Consider the following 7,557-nt stretch of genomic DNA (forward strand, 5'->3'; position numbering starts at 1 on the left):
CTCTCGCGATGTACTCCAACGGCCAGATTCCAGGTGACGCCGACGGGCCGGTTCATCACATCTGCACGAACAAGAACAACGTCTCCGCTGTATCCGGAGGGCCTTGGACGCCGCAATGTACAAGGCTCTTTGCCCGGGCCGGGATGAAGCTGGAGGACGTCGCGAACCAAGTACGTCTGAAAGCCCATCAGGGGCCGCACCCACGCGAATACCATCAGGCTGTTCTCGACCGATTGGAGAAAGCGTTGGGGCGATGCAAGTCAGAGGAGACGTGCCGGGTCCGCCTGATTGAGGAACTGGCGAGGATTGCAGAGGATCTTCTTACGACTGGCACGGAGTTGAGGCGACTGGTCGTGGTGGGTGGAGGCTGAGATGGCGCGAGAGTTCTACGCAGTGGAGATTGGGGATGTCGCTCAATGGTGCCTTGACACACCCGTCCCCACGGAAGGAGGAGCACTGGAGGATCCGTGGATGTTCGTGGAGGGAAGACCGGTGACTGACCCCCGGGACCGCTCAAGACAGTCCCCTTTCACGTTGATGTGAAGCGTACTTTTTCGGTGGCCAATGCAGACCGCTTGCCCATCGCGAACGAGCAGGTCGCGAACGTCTTCCGGGAACTTGCGCCTGCCGACGTGCAGTTGTTCCCGATAGAGATTGAAGGGGCGCCAGAGCGGTACTACGTCGTCAACGCGACCCGGCGCTTCAAGTGCATTGACGAAGCCAAATGTCGCGAGGTCCAGGTCTATCCACTGGACGGGGCTGTACCCGAGCGGGTAGGCGAATACCGCTCAATCTCTGGCCTGCGTATCGACACTTCGAAAATTGAGGATGCGCGTGTCTTCCGCCCCATGGGGTGGGAGCTGGCCTTGATTGTCTCCGAAGAGGTCAAGGAGGGGATTGAGAGAGTCGGCAATACGGGAGTGTTCTTCAACCGCGTGACGGGGCCGCAAAGCGCACCCTGAGTGAGAGGCGCTCCATGGGCCAGCAGGCCTGAAGTTCCTCTCTTGGCAATGGCCGTCCCTGATCGGCCGCTGCTACCATGACCGGCATTGCCCCGGAGCGGCCTCCGCATGCCTCGACCCGCTCCCCCTTCGCTCCGGGTGCCCAGAGAGAATGCCTTCATGAGTGAGCCGAACCTCTCCTCCTTCATCTGGTCGGTCGCGGACCTGCTGCGCGGCGACTACAAGCAGTCCGAATACGGGAAGGTCATCCTCCCGTTCACGGTGCTGCGGCGCCTCGACTGCGTGCTCGAACCCACGAAGGCCGCCGTCCTCGCGGAGAAGGTGGCCCGCGAGAAGCAGAAGCTCAACCCCGAACCCTTCCTGCTCAAGAAGTCCGGCCAGCACTTCTTCAACACGTCGCCGCTCGACCTGAAGAAGCTCATGGGCGACCAGCACAACATCGGCGAGAACCTGCGCGCCTATGTGCAGGACTTCTCCCCCTCCGTGCGGGACATCTTCGAGCGCTTCGAGTTCCACGTGCAGATCGACAGGCTGGCGAAGGCCGGGCTGCTGTACCTGGTGACGGAGAAGTTCGCGAACATCGACCTGCACCCGGACGTCGTGGACAACGCGAAGATGGGCTCGGTGTTCGAGGAGCTGATCCGCAAGTTCGCTGAACTGTCGAACGAGACAGCCGGAGAGCACTTCACGCCCCGCGAGGTCATCCGGCTGATGGTCAACCTCCTCTTCATCGAGGACGACGACGCGCTCGTGAAGCCGGGCATCGTGCGCCACCTGTACGACCCTACGGCGGGCACCGGCGGCATGCTGAGCGTGGCAGGCGAGCACCTGGCCGGGATGAATCCCAAGGCCCGCCTCGTCATGTATGGACAGGAGCTGAACCCCGAGTCCTACGCCATCTGCAAGGCGGACATGCTCATCAAGGGGCAGGACGTCGCCAACATCGTCTTCGGCAACACGCTCTCCGCGGATGGGCATCCCGGCAAGCACTTCGACTACATGCTGTCGAATCCGCCGTTCGGCGTGGAGTGGAAGAAGATCGAGAAGGAGGTCCGCAAGGAAGCGGAACAGCAGGGCTTCAACGGCCGCTTCGGCCCGGGCCTGCCGCGCGTGAGCGATGGCTCGCTGCTGTTCCTCCTGCACCTGGTGTCGAAGATGCGGCCGGAGAAGGACGGGGGGAGCCGCTTCGGCATCGTCCTCAACGGCTCGCCGCTCTTCACGGGTGGGGCGGGGTCGGGTGAGAGCGAGATCCGCCGCTACATGCTGGAGAACGACCTGGTGGAGGCCATCATCGGCCTGCCCACGGACATGTTCTACAACACGGGCATCAGCACCTATGTGTGGATCGTGAGCAACCGGAAGCCTGCCCAGCGCAAGGGCAAGGTGCAGCTCATCGACGCGAGCGGTTTCTTCCAGAAGATGCGAAAGAGCCTCGGCAGCAAGCGCAAGGAGCTGAGTCCCGAGCACATCGAGGACATCACGAACATTTTCGGCGCGTTCAAGAAGCTGACGCGGGCGGGGGTGCCCATCAGCCGCATCTTCAAGAACGAGGACTTCGGCTACCGCGCCATCACGGTCGAGCGTCCCGAGCGTGACGACAAGGGCCGTCCGGTGCTGGGCACGAAGGGGAAGGGCAAGGGCAAGCCCGTGGCGGACGCGAACCTGCGCGACACGGAGAACGTCCCGCTCTCCGAGGACGTGGAGGCGTACTTCCAGCGCGAGGTGCTGCCCCATGCGCCGGATGCCTGGATTGACCACGAGAAGACGAAGGTGGGCTACGAGATTCCGTTCAACCGGCACTTCTACGTCTTCAAGCCGCCGCGTCCGCTCGCGGAGATCGATGCTGAGTTGAAGGGTGTTACCGACCGCATCCTCACGATGATCGGAGGGCTGTCGAAATGAGCTTTCCTCGCTACCCGGAGTACAAGGACAGCGGTGTCGAGTGGCTGGGCAAGGTGCCTTCGCACTGGGGGCTTCGAAAAATCAAGTACATCGCCTCATTCGCAGGCGGGGGAACTCCGAGCCGGGATCGCCCCGATTACTGGAACGGCGAGATTCCATGGGTCTCCCCTAAAGACATGAAGTCTGAGCGCATCATCGGGGCTGAGGAGACAATCACCCTGGACGGATTGGCCAATAGTACGGCCACGCTCATTCCAACTCAGCGCATCCTGATGGTGGTTCGCTCTGGAATCTTGAAACATACGATTCCGGTAGCCATCAATGACACCCCCGTGGCACTTAATCAGGACATAAAATCAATCCACTTCCCCACTCACCACTGCAACCCAGATTATTTTCTTCGTTGGGTACAGGGACTCAATGACATTCTATTGAGCATATGGGCAAAGCAGGGAGCCACAGTCGAGAGCATCGAGCACGACTATCTCTCAAATACTACCATCGCACTTCCCCCACCTGCCGAGCAAAGCGCCATTGTCGCCTTTCTCAACCGTGAAGTCATTAAGCTCGATGAACTGGTTGCCGAGCAGCAACGATTGATCGAACTGCTGAAGGAAGAGCGCGAAGCCGTCATCTCCCACGCCGTCACCAAGGGACTGAACCCCGACGCGCCCATGAAGCCCTCGGGCGTCGAGTGGCTGGGGGAGGTGCCGGCGCATTGGCGAATTGTGCCCTTGGGGAAGGTGACGAGTTCACGATGTGACGGACCATTCGGGTCAGGGCTGAAATCCGATCACTACACGGATTTTGGCGTTCGTGTTGTTCGGCTTCAGAATATCGGGTATCGAAATTTCCGCAGCGCTGATGCGGCATTTATCAGCTCAGACTATTACGAGCGTGAGCTGGGAGGGCATGATGTCAGGGCTGGCGACATTTTGATTGCTGGGTTAGGGGATGAGAACAATGTAGTCGGCCGTGCATGCGTTGCACCAACAGGCATTGAACCCGCAATGGTAAAGGCCGACTGCTTTCGCTTCCGCCTAGACGAAGCGCAAGCGTCACCGGAATTCGTTGCTGCAGCTCTTAGCGCAGGGGCCGCTGCAGACGCTGGGAGGCTTTCGTCAGGGTCAACCCGCTCTCGCATACCTCTATCTACGATGGCAACTCGAAGGCTGGCGCTTCCTTCGCTCGCTGAGCAGAAGCAAATTTCCTCCTTCACTAACGCCGTAGTGCTGAAGGTTGATGCACTCATGGGCGAAGCCCAGCGCGCCATCGAACTCCTCCAGGAACGCCGCACCGCACTGATATCCGCCGCTGTCACCGGCCAGATCGATGTTCGTGCCATCGCCGGAAAGGCCGCGGCGTGAGCCTCCACAAGGAAATCAGCTTCGAGTCCGAGATCTGCGCCCACCTCGCGGCTCACGGTTGGCACCACACGGACGGAGACGCAGCCGACTACGACCGTCAACGCGCGCTCTTCCCCGCCGACATCCTCGCCTGGGTGCAGACCACTCAACCCAAGGCCTGGGAGACGCTGACGAAGAACCACGGCGGCAATGCCAGGGAGACGCTGCTCAACCGCCTGCGCGACCAGCTCAATCAACGTGGCACGCTCGATGTCCTGCGCCACGGCATCGAGTTGCTGGGCCTCAAGCAGCCGCTCAAGCTGGCCGAGTTCAAGCCCGCGCTCGCCATCAACCCCGACATCCTCGCGCGCTATGAAGCCAACCGGCTGCGCGTGGTGCGGCAGGTGCGCTACTCCGTCCACAACGAGAACAGCATCGACCTGGTGCTCTTCCTCAACGGACTACCTGTAGCGACGGCCGAGCTGAAGACCGACTTCACCCAGAGCGTCACGGACGCCATCGACCAGTACCGCTTCGACCGCCTGCCGCACCCCAAGGGCCAGGCCGCCGAACCGCTGCTCTCCTTCCCGAGCGGCGCGCTGGTGCACTTCGCCGTGAGCAACAGCGAAGTCCACATGGTGACGCGGCTCGATGGCCCGGCGACCAGCTTCCTGCCCTTCAACCAGGGCGACGACGGCGGCGCGGGCAACCCCGTGAACCCTTCCGGCGGCCACCGCACCGCATACCTGTGGGAGCAGGTCTGGGCGCGCGAGAGCTGGCTCGAAATCCTGGGGCGCTACCTCATTGGCCAGCGGGATGCCAAGAAGCAGCTCGGCCGGATCCTCTTCCCGCGCTACCACCAGTTGGACGTCACCCGGAAGCTCCAGGCCGCCGTGCTCGCGGATGGGCCCGGCACGAAGTACCTCGTCCAGCACTCGGCCGGTTCGGGGAAGACAAACTCCATCGCCTGGACGGCGCACTTCCTGGCCGAGCTGCACGACGCCCAGCACCAGAAGGTCTTCGACACGGTGCTGGTCGTCTCCGACCGCAACGTCATCGACTCCCAGCTCCAGGAGGCCATCTTCGACTTCGAGCGCACGACCGGCGTGGTGGCGACCATCACCCACAAGGACGGGAGCAAGAGCGGCAAGCTCGCCGAGGCGCTCTCCGGCAAGAAGAAGATCGTCGTCTGCACCGTCCAGACGTTCCCCTTCGCCATTGAAGAAGTGCGGCGGCTGGCCGCGACGCAGGGCAAGCGCTTCGCGGTCATCGCCGACGAGGCCCACAGCTCCCAGACCGGAGAGACGGCCTCCAAGCTCAAGGCCGTCCTCTCCCCCGCGGAGCTGGCGGAGCTCAACGACGGCGGCGAGGTGAGCAGCGAGGACCTCCTCACGGCGCAGATGTCCTCACGCGCCAATGACTCAAGCATCACGTTCGTCGCGTTCACGGCCACGCCGAAGAGCAAGACCCTGGAGATCTTCGGCACCCGGCCGGACCCGTCGCGCAAGCCCGCGCCCGACAACGTCCCGGTGCCCTTCCACGTCTACTCCATGCGGCAAGCCATCGAGGAGAAGTTCATCCTCGACGTGCTGAAGAACTACACGCCCTACAGCCTGGCCTTCAAGCTCGCCCACGAAGGCAAGGCGGTGGACGAGAAGGAGGTGGAGAAGGGCGCCGCGCTGAAGCGGATCATGGGCTGGGTGAGGCTCCACCCCTACAACATCGCGGAGAAGGTGCGGGTCGTGGTGGAGCACTACCGCGCGCACGTGGCTCCGCTGCTCGACGGCAAGGCCAAGGCGATGGTCGTCGTCGCCAGCCGGCTCGAAGCCGTGCGCTGGCAGCTCGCCATCGAGAAGTACATCCAGGAGCATGGCTACAAGATGGGAACGCTGGTGGCGTTCTCCGGGGAGGTCGTGGACCCGGAGTCCGGCCCGGAGCCGTTCACGGAGAACAGCCGGACGCTGAATCCCCACCTGAAGGGACGCGACATCCGGGAGGCGTTCAAGGGCGGCGAGTACCAGGTGCTGCTCGTGGCCAACAAGTTCCAGACCGGCTTCGACCAGCCGCTGCTCTGCGGCATGTACGTGGACAAGCGGCTGGCGGGAATCCAGGCGGTCCAGACACTTTCACGGCTGAACCGGGCGCACCCGGGCAAGGACACGACGTACATCGTTGATTTCGTCAACGACGCGGCCGACATCCTCGAAGCCTTCAAGACGTACTACACGACGGCGGAGCTGGCGGCCACGACCGACCCGAACGTGGTGTTCAACCTGCGCGCGAAGCTCGACGCCGCTGGCTACTACGATGACTTCGAGGTCGAGCGTGTGGTGGCAGTGGAGCTGAACCCCGGCTCGAAGCAGAGCGACCTCGTCAAGGCAGTGGAGCCGGTGCTCGACCGGCTGATGAAGACCTTCAAGGCCGCGCAGGCGGCCTTCAGGGCAGCGGAGGAAAGCGCCAACGCGAAGGCCCGCAAGGACGCCAAGGCCGAGCTGGATGCGCTCGTCCTCTTCAAATCGGACATGGGCGCGTTCCTGCGGCTCTACACCTTCCTCTCACAGATCTTCGACTACGGCAGCACCGCCATCGAGAAGCGGGCCATCTTCTACAAGCGCCTGCTGCCGCTCCTCGAGTTCGGGCGCGAGCGCGAGGACATCGACCTGTCGAAGGTCAAGCTCACGCACTACACCCTGAAGGAGAAGGCCAAGGCCCCGATGCTGCTCTCCGTGGGAGAGAAGCCAACGCTCTACCCGGCGACGGAGGCGGGCGCGGGCAGCGTGCAGGAGCGGGAGCGTGCGCGGCTTCAGGAGATCATCGAGAAGCTGAACACGCTGTTCGCGGGGGAGCTTTCGATCCAGGACAAGCTCGTCTACGTGAACAACGTCTTGCTGGGGAAGCTGCTGGAGTCCACCACGCTGGCCCAGCAGGCCGCGAACAACACCAAGGAGCAGTTCGCGAACTCGCCGGACCTCCAGGAGGAGCTCATGAGCGCCATCATCGCCGCGCTCGACGCTCACGCGCTGATGAGCAAGCAGGCGTTGGACTCCAAGACGGTCCGGGATGGCCTCAAGGACATCCTGCTCAACCACTCGATGCTGTGGGAGGCCCTGCGCTCCAGAGGAACAAGCGACACGTGACGGCTTGCGGCGGAGCGAGTTCCTGATGCGGCTTCCATGGCTGGTGCTGTCCCTGCTGTGGGCGCTGGTCGGGTGTAGCGGTGCGACGAAGGCCGTCCGGCTCGACACGGGGCGCGGTGCGCCTGTCGTCCATGTGCCTCGCGCGGAGGGAGCGGTCCGGCCGGTCCCGCTGGATGCGGGGGCGCTGAAGGAGGCCGTGGCGCGGCTGAC

5 protein-coding genes and 1 pseudogene are annotated in these 7,557 nt (G+C 63.1%); all 6 read left to right on the forward strand.

The features are described from left to right. On the forward strand, positions 1-371 hold a 371-nt coding region (locus K8612_RS38505; protein ID WP_223765896.1), incomplete at its 5' end, for an AHH domain-containing protein. Between the two features lie 186 nt (positions 372-557). Next, complete coding sequence (locus K8612_RS38510) at positions 558-962, forward strand: imm11 family protein (RefSeq protein ID WP_223765897.1); 405 nt, start codon at positions 558-560, stop codon at positions 960-962. A gap of 159 nt (positions 963-1,121) precedes the next feature. Next, positions 1,122-2,864 (forward strand): class I SAM-dependent DNA methyltransferase, encoded by a 1,743-nt coding sequence (locus K8612_RS38515; protein WP_223765898.1) that lies wholly within the window; start codon positions 1,122-1,124, stop codon positions 2,862-2,864. Continuing rightward, positions 2,861-4,231, forward strand: a complete 1,371-nt coding sequence (locus tag K8612_RS38520) for a restriction endonuclease subunit S (protein ID WP_223765899.1) — start codon at positions 2,861-2,863, stop codon at positions 4,229-4,231. The genes K8612_RS38515 and K8612_RS38520 overlap by 4 nt, the downstream gene beginning before the upstream one ends. Beyond that, a complete protein-coding gene (locus K8612_RS38525) occupies positions 4,228-7,347 on the forward strand; it encodes a type I restriction endonuclease (protein ID WP_223765900.1) in 3,120 nt (1,039 codons plus the stop codon). The genes K8612_RS38520 and K8612_RS38525 overlap by 4 nt, the downstream gene beginning before the upstream one ends. Positions 7,348-7,372: 25 nt before the next feature. Beyond that, a pseudogene (locus tag K8612_RS38530) lies at positions 7,373-7,557 on the forward strand (hypothetical protein); the annotation flags it as partial.

Source organism: Corallococcus sp. AS-1-6 (assembly GCF_020037015.1).
GTDB lineage: Bacteria > Myxococcota > Myxococcia > Myxococcales > Myxococcaceae > Corallococcus.